At 70.3% G+C, this 24,468-nt stretch carries 23 protein-coding genes; 22 read left to right on the top strand and 1 reads right to left on the bottom strand.

Annotation, left to right across the window (positions count from 1 at the left end):
* Window positions 1–13: 13 nt before the first annotated feature.
* The 22 genes from E6O51_RS01250 (at window position 14) to E6O51_RS01145 (ending at window position 21,528) form a co-directional block, all read left to right on the top strand.
* Window positions 14–1,204: a mandelate racemase/muconate lactonizing enzyme family protein gene (locus E6O51_RS01250; protein ID WP_136383149.1), complete on the top strand. Its 1,191-nt coding sequence runs from the start codon at window positions 14–16 to the stop codon at window positions 1,202–1,204.
* Between the two features lie 60 nt (window positions 1,205–1,264).
* Window positions 1,265–1,939: a 4-carboxy-4-hydroxy-2-oxoadipate aldolase/oxaloacetate decarboxylase gene (locus tag E6O51_RS01245; RefSeq protein WP_136383148.1), complete on the top strand. Its 675-nt coding sequence runs from the start codon at window positions 1,265–1,267 to the stop codon at window positions 1,937–1,939.
* A gap of 27 nt (window positions 1,940–1,966) precedes the next feature.
* Window positions 1,967–2,953 (top strand): tripartite tricarboxylate transporter substrate binding protein, encoded by a 987-nt coding sequence (locus E6O51_RS01240; protein WP_136383147.1) that lies wholly within the window; start codon window positions 1,967–1,969, stop codon window positions 2,951–2,953.
* A complete protein-coding gene (locus tag E6O51_RS01235) occupies window positions 2,950–3,759 on the top strand; it encodes an RraA family protein (RefSeq protein WP_136383146.1) in 810 nt (269 codons plus the stop codon). The genes E6O51_RS01240 and E6O51_RS01235 overlap by 4 nt, the downstream gene beginning before the upstream one ends.
* Window positions 3,760–3,798: 39 nt before the next feature.
* Entirely contained in the window at window positions 3,799–4,734 is a 936-nt protein-coding gene (locus E6O51_RS01230; protein ID WP_136383145.1) for an NAD(P)-dependent oxidoreductase, read from the top strand.
* Between the two features lie 44 nt (window positions 4,735–4,778).
* The gene (locus tag E6O51_RS01225) at window positions 4,779–5,759 is read left to right on the top strand and encodes a Bug family tripartite tricarboxylate transporter substrate binding protein (RefSeq protein ID WP_136383144.1); all 981 of its coding nucleotides are present in this window, start codon (window positions 4,779–4,781) and stop codon (window positions 5,757–5,759) included.
* A 49-nt stretch (window positions 5,760–5,808) separates the two neighbouring features.
* Entirely contained in the window at window positions 5,809–6,486 is a 678-nt protein-coding gene (locus E6O51_RS01220; protein ID WP_168735144.1) for a GntR family transcriptional regulator, read from the top strand.
* Window positions 6,487–6,521: 35 nt separating this feature from the next.
* On the top strand, window positions 6,522–7,673 hold the full coding sequence (locus E6O51_RS01215; protein WP_136383142.1) for an aminotransferase class I/II-fold pyridoxal phosphate-dependent enzyme: 1,152 nt from the start codon (window positions 6,522–6,524) through the stop codon (window positions 7,671–7,673).
* Between the two features lie 188 nt (window positions 7,674–7,861).
* Window positions 7,862–8,320, top strand: coding sequence for a tripartite tricarboxylate transporter TctB family protein (locus tag E6O51_RS01210; RefSeq protein WP_136383141.1), 459 nt, complete (start codon window positions 7,862–7,864; stop codon window positions 8,318–8,320).
* A gap of 10 nt (window positions 8,321–8,330) precedes the next feature.
* Window positions 8,331–9,836 (top strand): tripartite tricarboxylate transporter permease, encoded by a 1,506-nt coding sequence (locus E6O51_RS01205; protein ID WP_136383140.1) that lies wholly within the window; start codon window positions 8,331–8,333, stop codon window positions 9,834–9,836.
* A 54-nt stretch (window positions 9,837–9,890) separates the two neighbouring features.
* On the top strand, window positions 9,891–10,946 hold the full coding sequence (locus E6O51_RS01200; RefSeq protein ID WP_136383139.1) for an ABC transporter substrate-binding protein: 1,056 nt from the start codon (window positions 9,891–9,893) through the stop codon (window positions 10,944–10,946).
* 13 nt (window positions 10,947–10,959) lie between these two features.
* On the top strand, window positions 10,960–12,648 hold the full coding sequence (locus tag E6O51_RS01195) for a GMC family oxidoreductase (RefSeq protein ID WP_136383138.1): 1,689 nt from the start codon (window positions 10,960–10,962) through the stop codon (window positions 12,646–12,648).
* A 32-nt stretch (window positions 12,649–12,680) separates the two neighbouring features.
* Complete coding sequence (locus E6O51_RS01190) at window positions 12,681–14,051, top strand: phenylacetate--CoA ligase family protein (protein ID WP_136383137.1); 1,371 nt, start codon at window positions 12,681–12,683, stop codon at window positions 14,049–14,051.
* A 15-nt stretch (window positions 14,052–14,066) separates the two neighbouring features.
* Window positions 14,067–14,426, top strand: a complete 360-nt coding sequence (locus E6O51_RS01185) for a hypothetical protein (protein WP_136383136.1) — start codon at window positions 14,067–14,069, stop codon at window positions 14,424–14,426.
* Window positions 14,423–15,337 (top strand): epoxyqueuosine reductase, encoded by a 915-nt coding sequence (locus E6O51_RS01180; protein ID WP_136383135.1) that lies wholly within the window; start codon window positions 14,423–14,425, stop codon window positions 15,335–15,337. The genes E6O51_RS01185 and E6O51_RS01180 overlap by 4 nt, the downstream gene beginning before the upstream one ends.
* A gap of 26 nt (window positions 15,338–15,363) precedes the next feature.
* Window positions 15,364–16,356, top strand: a complete 993-nt coding sequence (locus tag E6O51_RS01175) for a Bug family tripartite tricarboxylate transporter substrate binding protein (protein WP_136383134.1) — start codon at window positions 15,364–15,366, stop codon at window positions 16,354–16,356.
* A gap of 8 nt (window positions 16,357–16,364) precedes the next feature.
* Window positions 16,365–17,312 carry a glycine/sarcosine/betaine reductase selenoprotein B family protein gene (locus E6O51_RS01170; RefSeq protein ID WP_211091292.1) on the top strand — a complete coding sequence of 316 codons (948 nt, stop codon included), beginning with the start codon at window positions 16,365–16,367 and terminating at the stop codon, window positions 17,310–17,312.
* A complete protein-coding gene (locus tag E6O51_RS01165) occupies window positions 17,309–18,046 on the top strand; it encodes an enoyl-CoA hydratase/isomerase family protein (protein WP_136383133.1) in 738 nt (245 codons plus the stop codon). The genes E6O51_RS01170 and E6O51_RS01165 overlap by 4 nt, the downstream gene beginning before the upstream one ends.
* Before the next feature lie 50 nt (window positions 18,047–18,096).
* Complete coding sequence (locus E6O51_RS01160) at window positions 18,097–19,098, top strand: Bug family tripartite tricarboxylate transporter substrate binding protein (protein ID WP_136383132.1); 1,002 nt, start codon at window positions 18,097–18,099, stop codon at window positions 19,096–19,098.
* Window positions 19,099–19,259: 161 nt separating this feature from the next.
* Window positions 19,260–20,027 (top strand): class II aldolase/adducin family protein, encoded by a 768-nt coding sequence (locus tag E6O51_RS01155; RefSeq protein ID WP_136383131.1) that lies wholly within the window; start codon window positions 19,260–19,262, stop codon window positions 20,025–20,027.
* Window positions 20,024–20,956 carry a ketopantoate reductase family protein gene (locus E6O51_RS01150; RefSeq protein ID WP_211091291.1) on the top strand — a complete coding sequence of 311 codons (933 nt, stop codon included), beginning with the start codon at window positions 20,024–20,026 and terminating at the stop codon, window positions 20,954–20,956. The genes E6O51_RS01155 and E6O51_RS01150 overlap by 4 nt, the downstream gene beginning before the upstream one ends.
* Window positions 20,953–21,528 carry a cysteine dioxygenase family protein gene (locus E6O51_RS01145; protein ID WP_136383129.1) on the top strand — a complete coding sequence of 192 codons (576 nt, stop codon included), beginning with the start codon at window positions 20,953–20,955 and terminating at the stop codon, window positions 21,526–21,528. The genes E6O51_RS01150 and E6O51_RS01145 overlap by 4 nt, the downstream gene beginning before the upstream one ends.
* Before the next feature lie 107 nt (window positions 21,529–21,635).
* On the opposite strand, the gene E6O51_RS22170 is transcribed toward E6O51_RS01145, so the two are convergent.
* On the bottom strand, window positions 21,636–24,359 hold the full coding sequence (locus E6O51_RS22170) for a calcium-binding protein (RefSeq protein ID WP_136383128.1): 2,724 nt from the start codon (window positions 24,357–24,359) through the stop codon (window positions 21,636–21,638).
* Window positions 24,360–24,468: the final 109 nt, after the last annotated feature.

Raw genomic sequence — 24,468 nt, 5'->3', positions numbered from 1 at the left:
GGAGTGTGCAGCGATGAAGATCGCCCGTATCGAGACTTTCCTGTTCCACCCGGGCAGCGGCAAGAACCTGCTGTTCGTGCGCATCGAGACCGAGAGCGGCCTGCACGGCTGGGGCGAGGCCTATGTCAGCGTCAACAAGGAGAAGGTGGTCGCCGAGTACCTGCAGGCGATGACGCCCTACCTGATCGGCCGCAGCGCCTTCGCCATCCGCCACAGCGGGCAGGTGATGTTCGACGACTTCGCCATCCGCCGTTCCTCGGTGGATTTCCTGTGCGCCTGGAGCGCGGTGGAACTGGCCCTGTGGGACATCGTGGGCAAGAAGGCCGGCCTGCCCCTGTACAACCTCCTCGGCGGCCCTTCGCGGGAGGCGGTGCGGGTGTATGCCAACGGCTGGTGGTACGGCGCGAGCGGCATCGACCAGAGCGTGGAGCGGGCGCTGGCGGTCAAGGCCCAGGGCTATACCGCGCTCAAGTGGGACCCCTTCCCCGGCCCGTGGCGCACCTTCGTCACCCAGGCCGAAGAGGATTACGCCGTGGACCACGTGCGTGCCATGCGCGCCGCGCTGGGGCCGGAGGTGGACCTGCTGATCGACGCCCACCGCCGCGTGGCGCCCTTCCACGCGGCGCGGGTGGCCCGCCGCATCGCCGAGTTCGGCGTGTATTGCTACGAGGAGCCCTGCCTGTCGGACAACCTGGACCTGGTGGCCGAGGTGCGGCGGCAGATTCCCGTTCCGGTGGTCACCGGCGAGACGCTCTACACGCTGGAAGACTTCAAGGAAGTGTTCGAGCGCCGCGCCGCCGACATCATCAACCCGGACATCTGCGCGGTGGGCGGGCTCACGGCCATGCTCGACATCGCCTCGGCGGCCCGCCCCCACGCCGTGGCGGTGAGTCCCCACAACTACAACAGCAGCATCGTCGGCCTGGCCGCCACCGTGCACCTGTCGGCGCTGATTCCCAACTTCACCATCGCCGAGCTGTTCGTGAACCTGCAGCCGGCCTGCGACGAGATCGTCGTGGAGCCCCTGCGGGTGGCCGACGGCTACGTGGAGCTGCCCACCGCGCCGGGCCTGGGCGTGGACATCGACCGCGAGCGCCTGCTGGCGCATCCCTACAAGGCTTTCCCCCACAAGGGCGTGCGCCAGTACTGGGAAGAGTTCCCGCGCAAGCACTACGTGTGGGGCGCGGCCAACGTCACGCGCTGAAAGCGCGCCCGCCATCCAACAGAAACACCGCCAAGAGTCCGCAACCATGAGTCCGCAGCCATGAGTCACATCGACCGAGACTTCCCCCGCCCGGCGCCCGAGCGCATCCGGGCCTACCACGGCGTCACCGCCGCCACCGCCCACGAAGCCTACGGGCGGCGCGGGGCGCTGGATTCGGCCATCAAGCCCCTCTACCCCGGCATGAAGCTGATCGGCCCGGCCTTCCCCCTGGGCTGCCCGCCCGGCGACAACCTCACCCTGCACGCGGCGCTGAAGCTCGCGCGCCCCGGCGACGTGCTGGTGTGCGACGGGGCCGGGTTCAGCGAGCAGGGCCTGTTCGGCGACGTGATGGCGAGTTGCGCCAAGGGCCTGGGACTGGCGGGCCTGGTGGTGGATGGCGGCGTGCGCGATGCCGAGACCATCCGCGGGATCGGTTTTCCCGTGTTCTCCCGCGCCATCTCGATCAAGGGCGCGGTCAAGGAGAACCTGGGCCCCATCGGCCGTGCGGTGGTGGTCGGCGGCATCACGGTGCATCCCGGCGACCTGGTGATCGGCGACGACGACGGCGTGGTGGTGATTCCGCTGGCCGAGATCGAACCCGTGCTGGCCGCCAGCCGGGAGCGCGAGGCCAAGGAGGTGCGCTTCCGCGAAGCCCTGCTGGCGGGCAAGACCACCTGGGACATGCTCGACCTGAACCGCATCCTGCAGGCCAAGGGTGTGGATTTCCAACTTTAAGGAACCCTTCCGAACCCGGAGTCCGGGATGAACGCAAGAACCCTGTTTGCCGCATCCATCCGCCTGCTGTCCGCCGCCGCGCTGGCCGCGGGCCTCGCCCTGCCGGCCCACGCCCAGGGCTACCCGGCCCGCACCGTGCACCTGGTGGTGCCCTTCCCGCCCGGCGGCAGCACCGACATCGTCGCCCGCGCCTTCGGCGAGGAACTGCAGAAGCGCCTGGGCCAGCCCTTCGTGGTGGAAAACCGCCCCGGCGCCAGCGGCAGCATCGGCATCGGCTCCGTGGCCCGCGCCGCGGCCGACGGCTACACGCTGCTGGTGACCTCCAACACCCTGGTCACCACCCCGGCGCTGAACCGCAAGCTGCCCTACGACGTGCTCAAGGACTTCGCCCCCGTCTCCCTGGTGGCGGACATGCCCATCGCACTGGCGGCCGTGCCCAGCCTGCCGGGGGCGAACCTGGCCGAGGCCATCGCCCACATCAAGAGCCATCCCGGCAAGTACAACTACGGCTCCGCCGGCATCGGCGCGCCCCAGCACCTGACCACCGAGTACCTGCGCGCGCTGGCGGGCATCGACATCATCCACGTGCCGCTGCAGGGGCAGGGGCCGATGATCAACGAGATGCTCGGCGACCGGGTGCATCTCTCCTTCCTGGTGCTCAGCACCGCCAAGCCCCACTTCGAGCGCGGCAGCCTGCGCAGCCTGGGCGTGGCCGGTGCCCAGCGCAGCCCGCTGGCGCCGGGCGAACCCACCATTGCCGAAGGCGGCGTGACGGGCTTCGCCGTGTCCTGGTGGCAGGGCCTGCTGGCCCCGGCCGGCACTCCCGCGGAGGTGGTGCAACTGCTGGAAAGGGAGATCCGCGAGATCGGCCGCCAGCCCGCATTCCACGCCCGCCTGGTGGAGCTGGGGCTGGACTTCGTCGGTTCCACGCCGGCCGAGTTCGGCCGCGCCATCGAGAACGACCTCAAGCTGTGGACCCGCATCGCGGACGACGCGGGACTGGTCGCCAAATGAATGTGCTGCCCTTCCTGCCCGCCACGCCCCATCCCGACGTGGCGCGCGACCTGGCGGCGCTGCAGGAACCCCTGCAGGGACTCCTGCCGGCGCGGCTGATCCGCCGCGTGCACATCGAACGTCCGCCGGCGGCCCTGGTGGAGGGCTACCGGGCGCTGCCCGACCTGTGCTCCCTGGTGGCCGACGTGCTCGACGGCCTTGGCTACGACACCGCCGTTCCCGCCGGCCGGCTGGCGCCCCTGGCGTCCGGCCAGCGGGTGGTCGGCCCGGCCGTCACCGTGCGCCACAGCCGGGTGCGCCGGGCCGCGGGCGTGGGTCTCGCCCGGGGCGACGTCCCGCGCCTGGGCGGGCTGGACCAGATCGCCCTGACCCGTTCCGGCGACGTGCTGGTGATCGATGCCGGGGGCGAAGGCGAGGCGTCCAGCTTCGGCGGCCTGATGGCGAACGCCGTCCGCCACGGTGGGCTGGCCGGCGTGGTGGTGGACGGCGCGGTGCGCGATGCCGCCAACATCCGCGCACTGGGGCTGCCCCTGTGGTCGCGCACGCTCACGCCCCGCACCGGCAAGCACCGGCTGGAACTGGTGGAGTTCAACGGGGTGGTGGACATCGGCGGCGTGCAGGTGTGGCCCGGCGACCTGCTGCTGGGTGACGACGACGGCCTGCTGGTGGTGCCGGCGGCCATCGCCGCCGACGTGCTGGACCGGGCGCGGGCCGCCGCCGGACTGGAGCACAGCGTGCTGGCGGCCATGGCGGCCGGCGCCTCGGCGGGGGAAAGCCTGGCCATCCTGCCGCCGGAAAAATGGTGACGCGGTGACGGGCGGCCAGCCGCCCCACGGGAACGGAACATGACGACAACGGATACTCCAAGAATCGGCATCATCGGCTTCGGCGAAGTCGGTTCGAGCTTTGCCCGCGGTCTGCGGGAGCAGGGCGCCTTCGACATCCTGGCCTACGACGAGCCGCCCGGGCCGCGGCAGAAGGAACTGGCCGAACGCCGCTCGGTGGAACTGGCCGTGCCCCTGCTGGCCTCGCCGTCGGGCTTCATGGACCGGGACATCGTGTTCAGCTCCGTGCCCCAGGACGCGGCGCTGGCGGCCGCCGGCTTCTGCGCGCCGCGCATCGGCCCGCGCCCGCTCTATGTGGACGTCAATTCCCTCAGCCCCGCCGTCAAGCGCCAGGTGGCCGAAGTGGTCGGCGGGGCGGGGCGGGACTTCGTGGACGCGGCCATCGTCGGCATGCCCATCCGCGACCTGCACCGCGCCCAGATCCTCGCTGCGGGCGCCCGGGCGGAGGCCTTCGCCGGGCTGATGACGCCCCACGGCATGCGCATCCAGGTGGTGGGCGATGCGCCCGGTGCCGCGGCCGGCATCAAGATCGTCCGCAGCCTGCTCACCAAGGGCCTGGAAGTGCTGCTGGTGGAAGCCCTGGTGGGCGCGCGCCGCTACGGCCTGACCGAGGACATCGTGGCGAGCTTCTGCCAGTTGTGCGAGGAGCGCCCCATGCGCGAGCTGCTGGAATTCCTGGTGCGCTCCCATCCCGTCCATGCGCGCCGCCGCAGCCTGGAAGTGGCCCAGACCGTGGAAACTCTGGAGGAGGCGGGGGTGGAGCCCCTGATGGCGCGCGCCGTGTTGCGCCGCCTGCAGGAGACCGCCCAGGGGGACTACGCCACCCTGGTGGGCGGCGTGCAGCCCGCCACGCTGGACGATGCCCTGGCGGTGTTCGACCGGAAGTGGGGAGACAGTCGCCAGGACGCCGCCTCCGCACCGGCGGTTGCCGGGTGAGCCGGCCGTCCCACGCCATTGACGGCGCCCCTGGAGAACATTCCATGAACATCGTGCAACTCTTCCGTGCCGCCGCGCTGGCGCTGCTGGCCGTTTCCGCAGTGGCGCACGGGCAGGCGCCGGCCGCCTACCCGAACCAGCCCATACACCTGCTGGTCCCGTTTTCCGCGGGCGGTGGGCAGGACATCTTCGTGCGCCAGTTGCTGCCCCGGCTGCAGGAAAGGCTGGGCCAGCCAGTGGTGGTGGAAAACCGTCCCGGGGCCAGCGGCAATATCGCCGCCGAGGCGGTGGCGCGGGCCGTGCCGGACGGCTATACGCTGCTGCTGGGCACCGCGGCGACCCACGGCATGAACCAGGCGCTGCAGCCGGTGCTGCCCTTCGACGCGCAGAAGAGCTTCGAGCCCGTGGCCCACATCGCCGACGTGCCGCTGGTGCTCGTCGTCCATCCGTCCGTGCCCGCCAGCAACGTGGATGAACTGGTGAGCTGGCTCAAGGCGGATCCGGGCCGGGCGACCTACGGCTCCTCCGGCACGGGCGCGCCCCTGCACCTGGCCGGCGAACTGTTCAAACGGGTGGCCGGCGTGGAAGCCCTGCACGTGCCCTACAAGGGTTCGGCCCCCGCCATCGTGGACCTGATCGCCGGGCGCATCCATTTCATGTTCGACACCTTCGCCGCCACCAACCCCCACGTCCGCTCCGGTGCCCTGAGGCGCATCGGCGTGGCCGCGCCCCGCCGCGCCCGCGGCGACCCGGACCTGCCGACGCTGGGCGAGCAGGGCTATGCGGTGGATGCCTATTCGTGGAGCGCGGTCTTCGCCCCCGCCGGTACGCCGCCGGCGGTGGTCGCCCGGCTCGCGGACGCCTTCGCCGTGGCGGCCAACGACCCCGCCCTGGGGCCGAAGCTGGGCGAGATCGGCTTCGAGCCGGTATCCGGTTCGGGGCCGGACGAGCTGCGCGCCTTCGTCGCCAGCGAACTGAAGAAGTGGGCGGACGTGGTGCGGGCCGCCGATATCAAGCGCGAATGAGCCCGGTGCGCATATGCTCCCACGATCCGCAACCGCACCGGGGGAACGCATGAGCAGAATCGGCGGCAACGTCTACACCACCATCCGCAAGCGCATCACGCTGGGCGAGTACCCGCCCGGCATGCAGCTCAAGGAGGAACACCTGGCGGCCGAGCTGGGCGTGAGCCGCAGCCCGGTGCGGGCGGCGCTGCGGCGCCTGGAGAGCGACGGGCTGATCTGCGTGGAGGCCCACCGCGGCGCCTTCGTCGCCGAATGGACCGACCGGGACGTGGACGAGGTCTTCGACCTGCGCGCCGTGCTCGAAGCCCACGCCGCCGCCCTGGCGGCGCGCCGCCGGCAGCCCGGGCAACTGGCGCGGCTGCAGGCGCTCAACGAGGAAACGGAGCGCCTGCTGGCGAACCGGGGGGAGGATTTCCTGGCGGAACTGCAGCGCATCAACCTGGCCTTTCACGAAACCATCCTGCAGGCGTCCTGCTCGCCGCGGCTGATGGCGATGGCCCGGCAGTTGCACGAAGTGCAGCGCGTCACCGGCTCCTTCTACTACTACGGCGAGGACGACCTCCTGCGCAGCCTGTTCCAGCACCGGGAACTGACCGAGGCCATCGAGCACCAGGACGAGCGCATGGCGGCCGACCTGATGGGCAGCCATGTGCGGGGCGCCTTCGCGCGCCTGCGCCGGCAGCGCAAGGGCGTGGCCGCGTCGGGCGGCAACGCGGGAGAAGACTGAACGATGGAATCCACGAGCATGGAGCGGCGTGCCGCATGAAACCTTTTGCCCACCGGACGGACCCGCTGCGGGAGTCCATCTTCACCACCATTTCCAACCGGGCGAGGGAACTCGGCGCCGTCAACCTGGGCCAGGGCTTCCCCGATTTCGACGGTCCGCAGTGGCTGGTGGAGGCTGCGCGGGCGAGCCTGGGCGGCGAGGGGCTGGCCAACCAGTACGCCCACACCAGCGGTGCCCCCGCGCTGCGCGCGGCCATCGCGCGCCAGCAGCGGGAGGACTGGGCGGCGGAGTTCGACCCCGACAGCGAGATCACCGTCACCGTGGGCGCCACCGAGGCCCTCTACGCCACCCTGCAGACCCTGGTGGACGCGGGCGACGAAGTGGTGGTGTTCGAGCCCTTCTACGATTCCTACGTGGCGACGCTGCAGATGATCGGCGCCGTGCCGCGGCCGGTCACCCTGCGCTGGCCGTCCTTCGGCTTCGACGACGGCGAACTCGCCCGCGCCTTCGGCCCGCGCACCAAGGCGGTGATGATCAATTCGCCCCACAACCCCACCGGCAAGGTGTTCAGCCGGGAAGAACTGGAACGCATCGGCGCGCTGGCCATCCGCCACGACTGCTGGATCGTCACCGACGAGGTGTACGAGTACCTGACCTACGAGCGCTCCCACCGGGAATTCGTGCAGTGGCGCTCGCAGCCGGCCATCCGCGAGCGCTGCATCGCCATTTCGAGCGCCGGCAAGACCTTCGGCATGACCGGCTGGAAGGTGGGCTGGGCCATGGCGCCGGCGGACGTGAGCCGCCGCCTGCGCCTGGTGCACCAGTTCATTCCCTTCTGCGCGCCGCACCCCTTCCAGCATGCCTTCGCCCACGCGCTGGAGCGGCGCCACGAGTACCTGGAGGATTTCCGGCGGGAATACCGCCACCGCCGCGACCTGCTGGCCGAAGGGCTGCGGGCGCTGGGCCACGCGGTGCTGCCGAGCGAGGGCACCTACTTCCTGCAGGTGTACGTGGAGGAGGGCACGGAAGCCTTCTGCCGGCGCCTGCTGGAACGGCATCGCGTCGCCGTGCTGCCCACCGCGCCCTTCTACCTGGACGCCGCCTCCCAAGGCGCGAATATCGTCCGTCTGTGCTTCGCCAAGCGGGAGGAAACCCTGCGCGAGGCCCTGCGCCGGCTGGGGGAGTGAAGGCGCTCCCGATCCCGGCCGGCGCGGTCTTCGGGGGCTATGACCTTGGGGATACGGGTCCGTGATAGCGCGAAACGCAGAATTTGTGGATAGCAGCGCCGAAATCCAGATTTGGCGGGCTTTCGCCGGGTGATAACTTCCCCGGTCGACCGCCCTCCGCTTCCATTTGCCATCACGCCCGAATCGCCATGAAACTCCGCATCCTCAATCGCCGCGACGCCTTCGCGGGGGCCCTGTTCCTGTCCTTCGGTCTGGCGGCCGGCTTCGTTTCCTCGTCCTATCCGCTGGGCAATGCGATGCGCATGGGGGCGGGGTATTTCCCGCTGCTGCTGGGTGCGGTGCTCGTGCTGCTGGGCAGCGCGATCCTGTGGCGCAGCCTGCGCCTGTACGGCGAGCGGGTGCCGGACGAGGAAGCGCCGGCGCTGCGTCCGGCGGCCTGCGTGGGGGCGGCGGTGGTGGCCTTTGCGCTGCTGGTGCCGCAACTGGGCCTGCTGATCGCCACCGTGGTGCTGACGCTGGTGAGCGGCCTGGCACGCAGCGATCTGCACGTGCGCGAACTGGCCGTGCTGAGCGCGGTGCTGGCCGCGTTCGGCGTGGCGGTGTTCTCCTACGGCCTGGGGTTGCCCTTGCCCGTGCTGCCGGCCTGAGGGGCGCGGGATGGAACTGCTGGAGCACCTGCAGGTCGGCTTCGCCTCGGCGCTGACCTGGAGCAACGTGCTGTACTGCTTTGCCGGCGTCACGCTGGGCACCCTGGTGGGCGTGCTGCCGGGGATCGGGCCGGTGGCGACCATCGCCATGCTGCTGCCCATCACCTACGGCCTGCCGCCCACGGCCGCGCTGATCATGCTGGCGGGCATCTACTACGGTGCCCAGTACGGCGGGTCCACGGCGGCGATCCTGGTGAACCTGCCCGGCGAGTCGTCGTCGCTGGTGACCTGCATCGACGGCCACGCCATGGCGAAGAACGGGCGCGCCGGCGCGGCGCTGGGCATCGCCGCCATCGGGTCGTTCTTCGCCGGCACCGTGGCCACGCTGGTGATCGCCGCGGCGGCCGCGCCGCTGGCGGAGCTGGCGCTGAAGTTCGGCCCGGCGGAGTACTTCTCCCTGATGGTGCTGGGGCTGATCGCCGCGGTGGTGCTGGCCCAGGGGGACATCCTCAAGGCGGTGGCGATGACGCTGCTGGGCCTGCTGCTGGGCCTCGTCGGCATCGACGTGAATTCCGGCGAGGAGCGCTTCACCTTCGGTATGCCCCAGCTCGCGGACGGCATCAGTTTCGTCGTGATTTCCATGGGCATCTTCGGCCTGGGCGAGATCATCTACAACCTGGAGCGGGAAAGGCAGAAATCCCGCGAGGTGGCTATCCGCGGCGTCGGCCGCGTGCTGCCGACGCGCGAGGACTATGCCCGCTCCTGGAAGCCGGTACTGCGCGGCACCACGTTGGGTACGGTTCTTGGCGTGCTGCCGGGCGGCGGCGCCATGCTGGGGTCGTTTACGTCCTACATGGTGGAAAAGCGCCTCGCCCGGGACCGTTCCCGCTTCGGCAAGGGCGCCATCGAAGGCGTGGCCGGGCCGGAGTCGGCCAACAACGCGGGCGCGCAGACTTCCTTCATCCCGCTGCTGGTCATGGGCCTGCCGTCCAACGCGGTGATGGCGCTGATGATCGGCGCGATGATGATCCACGGCATCGTGCCCGGTCCGCAGGTCATGGGCGAGCGCCCGGAGCTGTTCTGGGGCCTGATCGCCAGCATGTGGATCGGCAACGCCCTGCTGCTGCTCCTCAACCTGCCGCTGATCGGCGTATGGGTGAGGCTGCTGGCGGTGCCCTACCGCATGCTCTACCCGGCCATCCTGCTCTTGTGCTGCATCGGCGTGTTCAGCGTGAACAACAGCCTGTTCGATGTGCTGCTGATGGTGGGCTTCGGTTTCCTCGGCTACCTCTTCATCCGCCTGCGCTGCGAGCCCGCGCCGCTGCTGCTGGGCTTCGTGCTCGGCCCGATGATGGAAGAGAACCTGCGCCGCGCCATGCTGCTGTCCCGCGGCGACGCCACGGTGTTCTTCACCCGCCCCCTGAGCCTGACCCTGCTGCTGATGGCCCTGGCGCTGGTCCTGGTGATGGTTCTGCCCAGCATTCGCGCCACCCGCGAGGTGGCCTTCCAGGACTGAGGCGCCCGCGCTCCGCTGCGCCGGGCGTCCCCCGATCTTTTCAGGAGAAACAGCATGAACAATCACAAGAAAGGTATCGCGGTGCGGCTTTCCGCCGTCCGCCGCGCTTGTTACGCGCTGGCGCTGGTTCTGGCCCTGGGCGGGAGCACGGCGGCGGCGGCCGACACCCTCAAGGTGGGCTTCCTGCCCATCAGCACCCACGGCAAGTTCATGATCGCCCAGGAGAAGGGCTTTTACGCCCAGGAAGGGCTGGAGGTGGAGCTGATCGAGTTCCACAACTCCGCCGACGGGCTCCATGCGCTGACCTCGAACAAGATCGACGTGGGGGCCTTCGGCACCTCCGCGCCGCTGATCCACATCTCCAAGGGCGCCGACATCAAGATCATCGGCGGCATCACCAGCGGTGGTTCGTCCTTCATCGCCAGGCCGGAAGTGGCGGCCACGATCAAGACCCCGGCCGACCTCAAGGGCAAGAAGATCGCCACCGTGCGCCTGTCCACCGTGGACGCCATCCTGCGCGGCGCGCTGCAGGACGCCGGGCTGGACTGGAAGAAGGACGTGGAGATCTTCGAACTGAAGAACGCGCCGGCCGTCACCGCGGCGGTCAAGTCCGGCCAGGTGGACGTGGGCGCGACCTGGGGGCCCCACGACCTGCGCGCGGAGAAGGAAGGCATGAAGATCGTCTTCTACTCCCACGAACTCTACCCGTCCCACGTGTGCTGCCGGCTCATCGTCGGCGGCAAGGCCGATCCGGTGGTCAGCGAGAAGTTCCTGCGCGCCATCCTGCGCGCCGAGAAGTACGCCGCCGAGAACCGGGAAGGCACGCTGGACGTGCTCGCCAAGTACGTGCGCATCGACCGCGCCACGCTGGAAACGGACTTCTACGACCCCTACAAGGACAACAGCACCGACCCCTACCTGAAGGGCCTGCGCCAGTTCTGGACCGTCATGGACGGCAGCGGCTTCATCGAGGCCAAGGGGCGCAGCATCGACGGCGCGGTGAACCTCGACCTCTACCGGAAGGCCCTGCAGGGCCTGGTCCGCGAACAGCCCAACGAGCCCTACTGGCAGAAGCTGCTTGCCGACTTCAAGGCCAAGAACAGCGTCTGAGCGTGCCGCCGCCGTGAGCGAAACCTACGACTTCATCGTCATCGGCGCCGGCAGCGCCGGCTGCGTGCTGGCCAACCGCCTGTCCGCCGACGGCCGCCACCGGGTGCTGCTGGTGGAGGCGGGCGGCGCGGGGCGCCATCCGTCCTTCCACATCCCGGTGGGCTACGTGTGGAACCGCGCCCACTCGCGCGGCAACTGGCTGTACCGCACCGAACCGGAAGAGAGCAGCGGCCACCGCGCCATCCTGTGGCCGCGGGGCAAGGTGCTGGGCGGCTCGTCGGCCATCAACGGCCTGCTCTACATCCGCGGCCAGGCGCGGGACTACGACGAGTGGCGCGACCTGGGCAATCCCGGCTGGGGCTGGAACGACGTGCTGCCGTACTTCCGCCGCGCCGAGGACCAGGCCCGCGGCGAGGACGCCTGGCACGGCGTGGGCGGGCCGCTGGCGGTCACCGATCCCGGCGAGCGCCATCCCCTCTCCGACGCCTGGCTGGCCGCGGCGCGGGAGGCGGGCTACCCGGTGCTGGACGACTTCAACGGCGACCGCCAGGAAGGGCTGGGCTACTTCCAGATGACCGTGCGGAAAGGCATCCGTGCCAGCACCGCCAACGCCTACCTGCGTCCGGCGAGGAAGCGCCGCAACCTCACCGTGCTGACCGGGGCGCGGGCCACCCGGCTGCTGTTCGAGGGCCGCCGCGCCGTGGGCGTGCGCCTGCTGGTGCAGGGGCAGGCCCGGGAGTTCCGCGCGGGCCGCGAGCTGATCCTCAGCGCCGGTGCGGTGGCTTCGCCCGCGCTGCTGCAGCATTCCGGCGTCGGCGACGGGGCGCACCTGCAATCGTTGGGCATCCCGGTGACGGCCCACCTGCCCGGCGTCGGCCGCAACCTGCAGGACCACTACATGGTCAGCCTGGTGTACCGGGTGCAGGGCCTGAACACCTTCAACGAGGCGGCGCGCGGCTGGCGCGCGGTGCGGGAGGGGCTGCGCTACGCGCTCTTCCGCCGCGGCCTGCTGACGGTGTCGGCGGCACAGATCAACGCCTTCCTGCCGACCACCGCCGACCCGGCCCATCCGGACGTCCAGTTCCACGTCATGCCCGGTTCCTTCAACTTCGATACCGGCGCGGTGGAGCGCATCCCCGGCATGACCTGCGGCGTGTGCCAGCTGCGGCCCAGGAGCCGCGGCAGCATCCTCATCGCCGGCACCGACCCGCTCGCCGCGCCGCCCATCCGCCCGAACTACCTGGCCGCAGAGGAAGACGTCCGCGCGCTGATCGAGGGCCTGCGCCACGCCCGCCGCATCGCCGCCCAGCCGGCGCTGGCCCGCCATATCGCCGAGGAACGCCAGCCCGGCCCGGAGGCGGACGACGACGCGGCCCTGCTCGACTTCGCCCGCCGCACCGGCAAGACCCTCTACCACCCGGTCGGCACCTGCCGCATGGGCCGCGACGGGGATGCCGTGGTGGACGAATCCCTGCGCGTGCGCGGCGTGGACGGACTGCGCGTGGTCGATGCCTCCATCATGCCCACGCTGGTCTCGGGCAACACCAACGCGCCGACGATCATGATCGCCGAGCGCGCCGCCGATCTCATCCTCAACAGCCCCGCAATCGAATACACCACACCCGTTCGGGCTGAGCCTGTCGAAGCCCGCTCTGGGCAACGCCCTTCGACAAGCTCAGGGCGAACGGTGGGTGCCATCTGATTGGCGGCCCGACAATTCAGAGAAACCACTCCATGAGCACCATCCACGATTTCCAGGTCCCCACCCGCGACCCCGGCGAGTACCTCGCCATCCTCAACGCCCGCCGCTGGGAGAAGCTGCAGCACCAGATCCGCTACGTGTGGAGCAACGAGGACTACTTCCGCCTGCGCTTCCGCGAAGCCGGCATCGAATCGCCGGACGACATCCGCAGCCTGGACGACTTCCGCCGCCTGCCGGCCTTCATGGACAAGGCCAGCCACCGCCAGTCGCAGGAGGATTCGCTCGCCCGCTACAACCACCCCTTCGGCCTGCATCTCACCGCGCCGCTGGAAAGCGTGGTGCACCTGGCCGGCACCTCCGGCACCACGGGCAAGCCCACGTTCTACGCCTTCACCAAGCGCGACCTGGATACCTCGCACCAGACCCTGGCCCGTCTGTTCGCCGCCGCCGGCATCCGGCCGGGCGAAACCACCTTCCATGCCTTCGGCCTGTCCCTGTGGCTGGCCGGCGTCACCTACGTGCAGGCGCTGGAAGCCTACGGCGCGCGTCCGGTCGCCCTGGGGGCGGAGGCCGGCGTGCCGAAGATTCTCAACTACATCGATTTCACCCGGCCCACCACGCTGTTCGCCACGCCCTCGATGGTGAATCAGTTGATCGAACGCGCACCGCGCGAGATCGGCAAACCCGTCGGCGCGCTCGGCATCCGCCGCGTGCTGTGCGCCGGTGAACCGGGCGCCGGCCTGCCGGCGTTCCGCCAGCGGGTGCGCGAGCATTTCGGCGCCGAGGTGTTCGACATGATGGGGGGCGCCTGGCACAACGCGCTGATCTCCTGCGCCAGCCCGGACTACCACGGCATGCACTACCTCACCGATGACACCTGCTTCCGCTACGACCTGGTGGACCCGGAAACCAAGGCCCCGCTGCCGCTGGTGGACGGCACCGTGGGCGAGGCCCTGCATACCGCGCTGGACTATCAGGCGGCCCCCGCCTTCCGCTACGCCACGGGCGACATCATCAAGATCAACGTGGGCGAATGCCCCGGCTGCGGCACCTTCGGCACCCGCCTGCAGATCGTCGGCCGGGTGGACGACATGCTGGCGATCAAGGGCGTGAAGGTCTACCCGGCCGCCATCCAGAGCGTCGTGCTGCAGTTCCAGCCGGACATCTCCGGCGAGCTGCGCATCCGCCTCGACGGGCCGCCGCCCCGCGTGGAGCCGCCCCTGCGGCTGGCCGTGGAAGCCGGCGCGGACCTGCCGCAGGCGCACTGGGCCGACCTCGCGCAGCGCATCGAGCAGCGCATCCGCGAGCTGCTCACCTTCCGCCCCAAGGTCGAGATCCTGCCCTTCGGCAGCCTGCCCCGCAGCGGCGCCAAGACCAAGCTGATCGAGATCGCCCAGCCCTGAGGGACGGGCCCGACCATGACCCAGGCCACGACCTCCCCGCCGCCCATGCTCGACCGCCCTGCGGTGGTCGCCGCCATCGCCGACTACCTGATGGAAGCCAACCATGGGGGCTATCGGCCCGACGCGCGCAAGGTGCTGACCGTGCGCAAGTCCGACCGCAGGGCCACCGTGCGGGAGGCGGCGGCCCCGGTGCGCGGGGAGGTGTTCTACTTCATCGAGGGGGAACTCTTTTCCCGGGCCGAGGCGACGCGCCTGGGCGACGGGGAAAGCCCGCTCGAAGGCGCCGAGCGCCTGGTGGACGAAATCTGGGACCGGCTGTGGGTGTGGAACGCCTACGATTTCGCCCGTTCCACCAGCGGCTGGAAGGCACCGTGACGACCCCGCAGCAGACGGCCGCCACCGCGCCGCCCTCTCCGTGGCTGGACCTGCAATCGACCCCGGCCTCGTCTCCTTCCACGGCGCTGGCGCGGGAGGACGTTGCCGCCTTCCTCGCCGGCCTCGTCCGCGACGATCCGCGCAACGCCATCCCCGAAAGCGGGCATCCGCCCATCTGGGAAGCGCCGCTGGTCCACGTCGCCGCCGCGGACGACCCGCTGTGGGAGACGCTCAAACAGCCGGACGTGGTCGGCCCGCTGCACCGCTCGCCCGGCGAATGGCTCGCCGGGGCGAGATCGGTGATCGTCTATTTCCTGCCCTACACCACGGTGCTGCGGCGCGGCTACCCGAAGAAATCCTTCTTCCCCTCGCTGGAATGGGTATCGGGCCGCCGCAACGGCGAAGTGTTCAACAACGTCACCCGCCGCGCCCTCGTCCGCCTCGTGGAACGCCACGGGGGCCGCGCCGTCGCGCCCAGCAATGAGGAAGACTACCGCGCCGAGAAGATGCGGCCCATGTGGTCGGAGCGCCATGCCGGCTTCATCGCGGGCCTGGGGACTTTCGGCATCCACGGCGCGCTCATCACGGAGAAGGGCTGCTCGGGCCGCATGGGCAGCATCGTCACCGACCTGGAACTCGCGCCCACGCCCCGCCCCTACAGCGACATCTACGAATACTGCCCCTACCCGAGCTCGGGCAAGTGCGGCGCCTGCATTCCCCGCTGCCCGGCGGACGCCATCGCCCCGCAAGCGCGGGACAACCAGAAGTGCGTCGTGCACGGCCGCGACACCGTGGGCGAGCACTTCCGCCCCTGGGGCTACCACTCCTGCGGCCACTGTCTCACCTGGCTGCCCTGCGTCGACCGGATTCCGCCGGAATCGCTGCGGCTTTCCAAGACCCCGTCGGCATGACATTGCCTTTCACCAAGGATATTCCCATGCGTTCCTTCCGCCCCTTTGTCCGCACCCTCGTTCCGGCGCTCTTCGCCGCGGCCTTCGTCCTGCCCGGCGCCGGCTTCGCCCAGGACGCCGACTGGCCGCAGAAGCCCATCAAGCTCCTCGTGCCCTACCCGCCGGGCGGCGCTTGCGACACGGTGGGGCGGCTCTTCGCCGAGAAGCTCTCGGAGCGCCTGAAGCAGCCCGTCGTGGTGGAGAACAAGCCCGGCGCGGGCACCGCCATCGCCGCGGAGCAGATCGCCAAATCGGCCCCCGACGGCTACACGCTGGAAGTCACGCCCACGGGGCAGCTCACCATCCTGCCCCACGTGGCCAGGGAACTGCGCTTCGACGCGGCGAAGGATTTCACCCCCATTTCCCAGCTCGCCTACACCTCGGTGGTCATCGCCGCCGCGCCCAACTTCCCGGCTTCCAGCCTGCCGGAGGTGGTGACGCAGGCCAAGGCGCAGCCGGGCGGGATCAGCTTTTCCTCTTCCGGCAGCACGACCATCATCCACCTGGCGGGCGAGTATTTCGCCAACACGGCGGGCATCTCGCTGCTGCACGTGCCGTTCAAGGGCAGCGCGCCGGCGGTCACGGCGCTCCTGGGCAGTGAAGTGAATCTCTCCTTCGACACCCTCACCATCCTCGCGCCCCAGATCAGGGCGGGCAAGGTGAAGGGGCTGGCCATCGCCGCCGCGAAGCGCTCGCCGCTGCTGCCCGACGTGCCCACCGTGGCCGAGCTGGGCTATCCGGGCTTCGAGGTGCCGTCCTGGTTCGGCCTCATCGGCCCCGCCGGCCTGCCGCCCAGGGTGGTCGAGCGCCTGAACCGGGAAATCGCCGAAATCCAGAAGCTGCCGGAGGTGCAGGAAAAGCTCGCGGCCCAGGGCCTGGAAGCCTGGCCCTCCACGCCCGGACAGTTCGCCCGGCGCCTCGCGGACGACTCGGCCAGGTACGGCAAGGTCGTGCAGGCGGCCGGCATCCGCTTCGATTGAGCGCGGCCGTGGATAGCTCCCCCATCCCCTACATGGCCCGCACCCGCGCCTGGTACCTGGCGCTGGGCTACGACAACCCCTACGTGTGGGCGCACTACGCGGACGTGCCCTTCGCGCCGCTGAAGAAGCCGCTGGCGAAGAGCCGCGTGGCCATCGTCACCACCGCCGCGCCCTTCCAGCCGGGCAAGGGCGAGCAGGGGCCGGGGGCGCCCTACAACGCGGCGGTCAAGTTCTACCGCGTCTACACGGGCGACACGGCGCGGGACCACGACCTGCGCATCGCCCACGTGGGCATAGACCGCAAGCACGCGGACCTGGCCGACAGCGGCTGCTGGTTCCCGCTGCCGGCCCTGCGCCGCGCGGTGGCCGCTGGGCGGGTGGGGGAACTGGCACCGCGCTTCTTCGGCGCGCCCACCAACCGCAGCCAGCGCCACACGCTGGAGGTGGATGCGCCGGAGATCGTCGCCGGCTGCCTCGTGGACGGGGTGGATGCGGTGCTGCTGGTGCCCAACTGCCCCATCTGCCACCAGACCCTGAGCCTGGTGGCGCGCCGGCTGGAAGCGGCCGGCATCGCCACCGTGGTGCTGGGCGCGGCCAAGGACATCGTGGAGCACGCGGGGGTGCCGCGCCTGCTGTTCTCCGACTTTCCGCTCGGCAACGCCGCCGGCAAGCCGCGGGACGCCGCCTCCCAGGCCCAGACCCTGGAACTGGCGCTGCGGCTGCTGGAATCGGCGCCCGCGCCGCGCACCACGGTGCAGTCGCCCCAGCGCTGGTCGGCCGGTTCCGACTGGAAGCTGGACTACGCCAACCCCGGGCGCCTCTCCGCCGAGGAACTCGCCCGCCGCCGCGCCGAAGCCGAGGCCGTCCGCGTCGAGGCCCGCGCACTGCGCGTGGCGACCCTGGGCAGCGATCCCGAAGAGGCGCTCCCCCGACACAAACAAGGAAATCCCGCATGAGTACCGTCCGCTACACCTCGAACAACGGCGTCGCCGAAATCGTCATCGACCGCGCCGACAAATACAACGTGATCACCCACGACGTGGTGCGCGAACTCGCCGCCGCCTGGCGCCGCTTCCAGGACGGCGACGACCGCGTCGCCATCCTGTCCGGCGCGGGCGAGCGCGCCTTCACCGCCGGCGCCGACCTGCGCGACATTCCCCACGACCTGTGGAAGGCGATTCCCGGCGTGGGCGTGCAGGTGGAGAAGCCCATCATCGCCGTCACCGCCGGCCTGGTGGTGGGCGGCGGACTGGTCTTCGTGCAGATGGCGGATCTGGCCGTCGCCGCCGACAACACCGTGTTCTCCTACCCCGAGGCCAAGGTGGGTTTCGCCGGCGGGCTCATCAGCTCGCTCGCCGCGCGCATCCCGCACAAGGTGGCCATGGAGCTGCTGCTGGTGGGCGGTTCCATCACCGCCCAGCGCGCCTACGAGGTCGGCCTGGTCAACCGGGTCGTGCCCCTGGGCCAGCAGCTCGACACGGCGCGGGAACTGGCCGCGCAGATCGCCGCCAACGCGCCGCTGGTGCTGAAAGTGCTGAAGAACTTCGTCGGCCAGGTCATCCCCAAGGGGCCGACCGAAGCCGCCGGCATCGCCCGCGCCCATATCGAGACCATCAACACCTCCGAGGATTTCGCCGAAGGCATCGCCGCCTTCACCCAGAAACGCGCGCCGCAATTCACCGGGCGCTGAACCCGACCCGAACCCCGCACCCGACCCCCGTTCTTGCCCAGGAGCCTTCCATGTCCCTGCCTTCCACCGCCAAACGTCTTCTCGCCGCCGTCGCGGCCTTCGGCATCCTCGCCGGCCCGTTCGCCGCCGCGCCCGCCCATGCCCAGGCCGCGAACTGGCCCGCCAAGCAACTGACGCTGATCGTCCCCTTCCCGCCGGGCGGCGGCGCCGATACCATCGGCCGCTTCTACGCCGAGCAACTGTCCGCCGCACTGGGCCAGCCCGTGGTGGTGGAGAACAAGCCCGGCGCCGGCACCGCCATCGCCGCCGAGTACGTCGCCAAGGCGGCGCCGGACGGCTACACCCTGTCGCTGGCCACCGCCGGCCAGCTCACCATCCTGCCCAACCTGGCCAAGGAACTGCGCTTCGACCCGGAGAAGTCCTTCGCGCCGGTGTCGGTGGTGGCCTCCATCCCCAACGTCATCGCCGTCAACGGCAACCTGGGCGTCAACAGCCTGCAGGAGCTGATCGCCGCCGCCAAGGCCAAGCCGGGCGCGATCACCTACTCCTCGTGCGGCAACGGCACCCTGTGCCACCTGGCCGGCGAACTGTTCAAGAGCCTGGCCGGCGTGGACCTGCTGCACGTGCCCTACAAGGGCAGCGCCCCGGCCATCACCGCCCTGCTGGGCGGCGAGGTGGACGTGTCGGTGGATACGCTGACCATCCTCTCGCCGCAGATCCGCGCCGGCAAGGTCAAGGGCCTGGTGCTGAGCACTGCCGAGCGTTCCCCGCTGTTGCCGGACGTGCCCAGCGCCGCCGAAGCTGGTGTGCCCGACTTCATCACCTCGGGCTGGTTCGGCATCGTCCTGCCGGCGGGCACGCCGAACGCCATCGTCGAGCGCCTGAACGGCGAGATCGCGAAGATCGCCAAGGCGCCGAGCACCAGCGAGCGCTTCGCCCAGAACGGCATCACCGTGGAATACACCTCGCCGGCCCAGTTCGCGTCCCTCATCCACGACGACCGCGTGCGCTGGGGCAAGGTGGTGGCCGCCTCGGGCGCGAAGATCGAGTAAATCCGTGGCGCGGTGGTTTTTGCCCCTCCCCCTTCAAGGGGGAGGATGGGAGGGGGATGGGTTTCCGTTCAGCATGGCCACAAACCCATCCCCACCCCAGCCCTCCCCTTGAAGGGGAGGGAGTGCATCACCGCACCGGGCCTCACCACTGGAGCACGAACATGAACGCACCGCTCGACCCCGCCACGCACGAAGCGATCCACGCCGCCCGCGTCGACCTCGCCGCCGCCTGCCGGCTGATCCACCTCTTCGGCTGGACCGATCTCCTCGCCACCCACGTCAGCTACCGCGTGCCGGGGCGCAACGACCGTTACTTCATCAATCCCCTCGGCCTGCTGTACGAGGAAGTCACCGCTTCCAGCATTCTGGAGGTGGACCTGGACGGCCGGGTCGTGGGCGGCGAGGGCGACGTCAATCCCGCCGGCATCATCATCCACGGCGCCATCCATGCCTCGGCGCCCCAGGCCGAGGCGGTGATCCACCTGCACAGCCGCGAGGGCGTGGCCGTGTCCGCCCAGGAAGGCGGCCTGCTGCCGCTCACCCAGATGGCGCTGATGGTGTACGGCCAGATCGCCTACCACGACTTCCAGGGCGTGGTGCTGGACGAGCGCGAGCGTGCCGACGTGCTCGCCAACCTGGGCGACAAGCACACGCTGATCCTGCGCAACCACGGCACGCTCACGGTGGGCCGCGACATGGGCGAAGCCTTCGCCCGCATCTGGCGGCTGGAGCGCGCCTGCCGCTTCCAGCTCGCCGCCCAATCGGCCGGCGTGCCCCTGCGCCAGTTGCCGCCGGAGGTCATCGCCCGCACGCTGGAACAGGCCCAGGCCATCTATGGCCCGCAGGCGAGCTTCTTCCCCTCCGGCAAGCGCGAATGGGCGGCCCTGCGCCGCCGGCTGGACCGGGAACTGCCGGGTTACGAGCAGTGAGGGGCAAGTCCATCGCCGTGCTCGGCGGCGGCAGCCTGGGCCTCTACCTGGCCGGACGGCTCGCCCTGGCCGGCCACCGGGTGACGGTGGCCCTGCGCCCCGGCACGCCCGCACCGTCCGGCATCGTTGCGGAAGGTGACGAGCAGTGGAGCGCCGCGGTGGAGTACGCCGATATCGGGCGGCTGCGCGGACCCTATGCGCAAGTCATCGTGGCGGTGAAGTCCCACGACCTGCCGCCCCTGCTGCCGGCGCTCGCGGCGCTCGGCGACGGCGCCACGGAATACGTCTTCCTGCAGAACGGCATCCCCTGGTGGTGGCGGGGCATCGCCGGCGACGGCCTGCCCCGCGCGCGGCAGGTGGTGGGCGTGGTGGTGCAGCATTCCGCCGAGCGCACCGCGCCCGGCCGCATCCGCGTGCGCCGCACCGCCGGCGACCGCTACCTGTGCGGCCGCCCCGACGGTTCGGTGGACGCCGCGCTGGAGTCCCTGGCCGCGGACTGGCGGCATGCCGGAATCCCTGCCGAGACCACCCCGGCGCTGCGCCGGCAGGTATGGACCAAGCTGATGGGCAACGCCACCCTCAATCCGCTCTCGGCGATCACCGGCGCCACGGTCGGCGAACTCGCCACCGAGCCCGCCACGCGCGCGGTCCTGCTTGCCGGCATGGCGGAAATCGCCCGCCTCGCCGAGCGTGACGGCGCGGGCGTGGACAACACGCCGGAACAGCGCGTGGCGCGCTCCGCCGAGGTCGGCGGGGTGCGCACCTCCATGCTGCAGGACCGCCTGGCCGGCCGCCCGCTGGAAACCGAAGCCCTGCTCGCCGCGCCCATCGCCATCGCCGAGGAGTACGGTGAGGCGGTGCCGGTGCTGCGCACTCTGTACGGTTGTCTCGCCTTTTCTTCCACCTCCCCTGAAAGGAACCCGACATGAGCACTGTTGCCCCGCTGCGCGAATTCGTCGTCGCGCTCACCGACCTGATCGAAAGCGGCGCCGACGAGGCGCGCATCCTCAAGGACGGCCGCGAACTCGTCGGCAAGCTGGTCGCGAAGGACGACTGGCTGCCGGACGCCTTCGCCCAGCCCCATCCCCAGTACTACCAGCAGTACCTGCTGTACGCGGACCCGCGCGAACGCTTCTCCGTGGTGTCCTTCGTCTGGGGCCCGGGGCAGAAGACCCCGGTGCACGACCATACGGTGTGGGGCATCGTCGGCGTGCTGCGCGGCGAAGAACGCGAGGTGACCTACCGCAAGACGGCCGCCGGCGCCTACGAACAGAGCGGCAACGGCGTGCTCGGCGCGGGTGGGGTGACCGCGGTGTCGCCCACCATCGGCGACGTGCACACGGTGGAGAACGCCCTCACCGACCGCGCCTCCATCAGCATCCACGTCTACGGCGGCAACATCGGCCGCATCTCGCGCCACGTCTTCGACGCCGCCACGGGGGAGGCCAAGCCCTTCGTTTCCGGCTACGTCAGCGACGTGGTGCCCAATCTGTGGAGTTGAGGCGCTAGGGCACGATCGAGCGAAACGAACCAGGCCAGGCTGCGGGCAGCCTGGCCTGGTCTTTTTACGGCCGCGATCGGGTTTGAACCCGCCCGTGCAGCCCCTACCTACTGCCAGTTCGCCGCGATCACCGCGTTCAACTGGTCGCGCTGCACCGGCGTCAGCTCGATCTCGCCCCCGGCGGGCGCGCCGAAGGCGGCCATGGCGTTGACCAGGTTGTCCACCTGGCTGGCGTACAGCGCCGAGCCGCCGGCCTGGATCGCGTCGAGCTGCTGGGCCGGGCTGGCGTACCAGTCCTGGAGGGTGACGCTGTCCTCCGAACCCGTCACGTCGATCACCAGATCGTCCCCCTGCCGCGACAGCCACAGGTCTTCGCGCACGATGCCCTCGATGCTCAGCACGTCGGTGTCGGCAGCGGGCGTGTTGGACAGGTTGTTGATCACGTCCTGGCCGTCGCCGGCGGCGAACACGTAGGTATCGCTGCCGTCCCCGCCGATCAGGTAGTCGTTGCCGGCATTGCCGCGCAGGGTGTCGTTGCCGGCGCCGCCGTCGATCAGGTCGGCATCGGAGGAGCCGAGGATGATCTGGTCGCCGGCCCGTCCCGCCAGCAGGGTGCCGAAGGCGCGTTCGTCGGGCAGGTTCTGGTAGGCCGGCGAACCTGCCGGGTCGGGGTTGCCCAGGCCGAAAGCGCCGAACAACTGGTCGGCCGTGATCTGCCCGCCGGAGGCGAAGGTGATGGTATCCACCACGTAGTCGCCGCCCAGGAACCAGTTCCTGATCGTCACCTTGTCGCTGCCGCCGCTGACGTTGAGCACCAGGTCGTTGCCGCTCTTCATCAGGCCGCTGGCGACCTGGTTGAAGCTGATGCCCTCGAAGTGCAGCGTATCGGCGCCGCCGCCGCTGTTGTCGATCACGTCCTGCCCGCCGCCGGCGGAGAACACGTAGGTATCGTCACCGCGGCCGCCCACCAGCGTATCGTTGCCCGCGCCGCCGTCCAGCGTGTCGTTGCCGTTGCCGCCCTCCAGGCGGTCGGCCCCGGCATCGCCGAACAGCGCGTCGTCGCCGTTGAAGCCCTGCAGCAGGTCGTTCCCCGCGGTGCCGTCGAGCGCGCCGTCGTCGCCGGTCGAACCCTGGACGGTATCGTCGAAGGGCGCGGCTGGCGTCGGCACCGCCAGACCGAAAGCGCCGAAGATCTGCGCCGCGGTGATCTGGCCGCCGGTTTCGAAGGCGATGGTTTCCACCAGATTGTCGCCGCCGAGGAAGAAGTCCTTGAGCGTGACCTGGTTGGCGGAACTGCCGTTCACCCGCAGGATCAGGTCGTTGCCCGACTTCATCAGCCCGGAAGCCACCTGGTTGAAGGTGATGCCGTTGGCGAACACCAGGGTGTCGTCGCCGCCGATTTCCTCCAGCACGTCCTGGCCGGCGGTATACACGTAGGTGTCGTCGCCTACGCCGCCGATCAGCGTGTCGTTGCCGGCTGCGCCGTTCAGGGTGTCGTTGCCGGCGCCACCGAGCAGGATGTCGTTGCCGGCGGTACCGGTCAGGAGGTCGTCGCCACCGAGGCCGGGTGCCGGAGGTTCGCCCGGATCGGTCGGCTCTCCGGGGTCCCCCGGATCGCCGGGGTCCCCCGGGTCCTCGCCGCCGCTGCCGTCCGGCAGCGGCGTGAGCAGGCTGGCGATCTGCGCAGTGGTCAGGTAATAGCCGCCTTCGGGCTGCACGTAGTCGATGGCGTAATCGCTGCCGAGGAAGTGGCCGGTGACGCGCACCTGCTGGCCGAGGTCACCATCGACCAGGATCACCAGGTCGTCGCCGTCCCGGTGGAAGCCCAGGCGGTTCTGCGCGACGTCCAGGAAGAACACCCCGTCGAAGCCGCCGCCGCTGTTGTCGATGACGTCCACACCGCCGCCCGCACGGTAGTAGTAGGCATCGTCGCCGGCACCGCCGACCAGCGTGTCGTCGCCGTCCTCGCCAACCAGCACGTCGTTGCCGCCGCCGCCGATCAGCAGGTCGTTGCCCGAACCGTTGTGCTGGCCGTTGCCGCCCGACAGGTAGTCGTTGCCGTCGCCGCCTTCGATCTGGTCGTCGCCGCCCATGCCGAACAGCGTGTCGTTGCCCGCCAGACCGCGCAGCAGGTCGCGGCCGTCGTAGCCGGCCAGTTGCTCGCCAGCGGCGGTGCCTTCGATCAGCGCTTCGAAGTCGCCTTCCACGCCTTGCGCCGCGACGATGTGACCGATGCGTTCGGCGCTCAGCAGATAGCCGCCGGAAGGCTGCACGTAGCTGATCGCCTTGTCGCCGCCCAGGAAGTGGCCGAGTACGCGTACCGACTGCGCGGCGTCGTCATCCACCAGGATCAGCAGGTCGTCGCCGTCGCGGCTGAAGGTGAGGCGATCCTGGCCGATGCCGTCGGTGAAGAACACGCCGTCGTAGCCGCCACCGCTGTTGTCGATGGTGTCGGCGCCGTCGCCGGGGGCATGGACGTACTTGTCGTCGCCCGTGCCGCCCACCAGGAAGTCATCACCGGTGCCGCCGTCGAGCTGATCGTCGCCGCTGCCGCCGTAGAGGCTGTCGTTGCCGGTCTCCCCTTCCAGGTAGTCATCACCGCCTTCGCCATGAATCTGGTCGTTGCCGGCCCGGCCCCAGGCCAGGTCGTCGCCGTCGCCCAGGCGGATGTGGTCGTCCAGTTCGCGGTAGCCGATGAAGCTGTCGGCTTCGGCGGTGCCGTACCAGACCACGCGGTTTTCCACGTCGGCCTGGCTCAGCGAACCGCCGTCGGCAAACAGGAAATGCTCCAGCTTGAAATGATCGGTAGGTTCCTGGAACCAGTTCTGCACCGTGACCGAATCGGTGCCGTTGGCATGCTCGATGATGAGGTCGTTGCCGCGGGCGCACGAAGCCGAGGTCGGTTTCGCCGATGCCGGCGCCGAAGCTCAGCGTGTCGGT

The organism is Pseudothauera rhizosphaerae, assembly GCF_004801305.1.
GTDB lineage: Bacteria > Pseudomonadota > Gammaproteobacteria > Burkholderiales > Rhodocyclaceae > Pseudothauera > Pseudothauera rhizosphaerae.
Note: the sequence above shows the minus strand (reverse complement) of the source record. Positions and strands in the feature narration are given on the sequence as shown.

What these genes read in the sequence shown, in the direction of transcription:
- E6O51_RS01250 (WP_136383149.1), top strand. Translation starts at nt 14, where the DNA reads ATGAAGATCGCCCGTATCGAGACTTTCCTGTTCCACCCGGGCAGCGGC.
- E6O51_RS01245 (WP_136383148.1), top strand. Translation starts at nt 1,265, where the DNA reads ATGAGTCACATCGACCGAGACTTCCCCCGCCCGGCGCCCGAGCGCATC.
- E6O51_RS01240 (WP_136383147.1), top strand. Translation starts at nt 1,967, where the DNA reads ATGAACGCAAGAACCCTGTTTGCCGCATCCATCCGCCTGCTGTCCGCC.
- E6O51_RS01235 (WP_136383146.1), top strand. Translation starts at nt 2,950, where the DNA reads ATGAATGTGCTGCCCTTCCTGCCCGCCACGCCCCATCCCGACGTGGCG.
- E6O51_RS01230 (WP_136383145.1), top strand. Translation starts at nt 3,799, where the DNA reads ATGACGACAACGGATACTCCAAGAATCGGCATCATCGGCTTCGGCGAA.
- E6O51_RS01225 (WP_136383144.1), top strand. Translation starts at nt 4,779, where the DNA reads ATGAACATCGTGCAACTCTTCCGTGCCGCCGCGCTGGCGCTGCTGGCC.
- E6O51_RS01220 (WP_168735144.1), top strand. Translation starts at nt 5,809, where the DNA reads ATGAGCAGAATCGGCGGCAACGTCTACACCACCATCCGCAAGCGCATC.
- E6O51_RS01215 (WP_136383142.1), top strand. Translation starts at nt 6,522, where the DNA reads ATGAAACCTTTTGCCCACCGGACGGACCCGCTGCGGGAGTCCATCTTC.
- E6O51_RS01210 (WP_136383141.1), top strand. Translation starts at nt 7,862, where the DNA reads ATGAAACTCCGCATCCTCAATCGCCGCGACGCCTTCGCGGGGGCCCTG.
- E6O51_RS01205 (WP_136383140.1), top strand. Translation starts at nt 8,331, where the DNA reads ATGGAACTGCTGGAGCACCTGCAGGTCGGCTTCGCCTCGGCGCTGACC.
- E6O51_RS01200 (WP_136383139.1), top strand. Translation starts at nt 9,891, where the DNA reads ATGAACAATCACAAGAAAGGTATCGCGGTGCGGCTTTCCGCCGTCCGC.
- E6O51_RS01190 (WP_136383137.1), top strand. Translation starts at nt 12,681, where the DNA reads ATGAGCACCATCCACGATTTCCAGGTCCCCACCCGCGACCCCGGCGAG.
- E6O51_RS01185 (WP_136383136.1), top strand. Translation starts at nt 14,067, where the DNA reads ATGACCCAGGCCACGACCTCCCCGCCGCCCATGCTCGACCGCCCTGCG.
- E6O51_RS01175 (WP_136383134.1), top strand. Translation starts at nt 15,364, where the DNA reads ATGCGTTCCTTCCGCCCCTTTGTCCGCACCCTCGTTCCGGCGCTCTTC.
- E6O51_RS01165 (WP_136383133.1), top strand. Translation starts at nt 17,309, where the DNA reads ATGAGTACCGTCCGCTACACCTCGAACAACGGCGTCGCCGAAATCGTC.
- E6O51_RS01160 (WP_136383132.1), top strand. Translation starts at nt 18,097, where the DNA reads ATGTCCCTGCCTTCCACCGCCAAACGTCTTCTCGCCGCCGTCGCGGCC.
- E6O51_RS01155 (WP_136383131.1), top strand. Translation starts at nt 19,260, where the DNA reads ATGAACGCACCGCTCGACCCCGCCACGCACGAAGCGATCCACGCCGCC.
- E6O51_RS01145 (WP_136383129.1), top strand. Translation starts at nt 20,953, where the DNA reads ATGAGCACTGTTGCCCCGCTGCGCGAATTCGTCGTCGCGCTCACCGAC.